Raw genomic sequence first — 1,038 nt, forward strand, 5'->3', positions numbered from 1 at the left:
CTGTAGAGACGTGGTTGACTGCGTCTCTATTTCAATTCTCGATAACTAATCACTGTTAAACTAATCACTGTTCACACTCTGGACAGTGAAAAAATGCAGATCCGAAGAAAACACCCCAATCCTGCCGTTAAAGTTGAGAGTTTGAGTTATGTGGTGAAAGTGCCAGAGGCACAACCGCAAAATATTTTAGAAGAAATCGTTTGGCATAAAGAGATAGAAGTCGATAAATTGCGTGAAAGGTTGCCTTTATTGGAATTACGCAAAAAAATAGCTAATACTGATCCACCTTGCGACTTTTTAGCTGCCTTAAAACAGGGTAAAACCCAACCCGCTTTGATTGCCGAAGTCAAAAAAGCTTCTCCTAGCAAAGGAGTCATCCGCGAAGATTTTGATCCAGTAGCGATCGCGCGTACCTATGAACAGGGAGGAGCCACTTGTTTATCGGTTTTAACCGATAGTAAGTTTTTTCAAGGTAGTTACGAAAATCTTAGCCTCGTCCGGCAAGCGGTATCTTTACCCCTATTATGCAAAGAATTTATCCTTTATCCCTATCAAATCTACTACGCGCGCTCTAAAGGAGCCGATGCTGTCCTTTTAATTGCCGCTATTTTAAGCGATCAAGACCTAGCATATTTTGTCAAAATTGTCAAGGGTTTAGGGATGACAGCTTTGGTAGAGGTGCATAGTCTGGCCGAATTCGATCGAGTGTTAGCCATTGAGGGAATCGAACTAATCGGCATCAATAACCGCAATTTAGAGACATTTACAGTCGATTTAGACAATACTCGCCAATTACTAGAAGCCAGGGGTGAAAAGGTGCGAGAAAAAGGTATTCTGATCGTCAGCGAATCGGGATTACACACAGCAACAGATCTGGCGAAAGTGAAGCAAGCGGGAGCAAATGCAGTTCTAATCGGCGAATCTTTGGTAAAACTGCCCGATCCTGCCGCAGGTATCCAGAAACTCTTTGAAAATCGGGAATAGGAGTTAGGAAGTGGGGAAGTGGGAATTATGAATTATAGATTATGAATTATGAAG

The 1,038-nt window shown here is 42.2% G+C and carries 1 protein-coding gene; it reads left to right on the forward strand.

The features are described from left to right. The first annotated feature begins 93 nt into the window (after positions 1-93). Positions 94-984 (forward strand): indole-3-glycerol phosphate synthase TrpC, encoded by an 891-nt coding sequence (gene trpC, locus IQ242_RS25565; protein WP_193961876.1) that lies wholly within the window; start codon positions 94-96, stop codon positions 982-984. The last annotated feature ends 54 nt before the right edge of the window (positions 985-1,038 follow it).

It is taken from the genome of Microcystis sp. LEGE 08355, from assembly GCF_015207185.1.
Classification (GTDB): Bacteria; Cyanobacteriota; Cyanobacteriia; order Cyanobacteriales; family Microcystaceae; genus Microcystis; species Microcystis panniformis.

Excerpts from the sequence above, each read along its gene's own strand:
- trpC (WP_193961876.1), top strand. The coding sequence starts at position 94 with ATGCAGATCCGAAGAAAACACCCCAATCCTGCCGTTAAAGTTGAGAGT.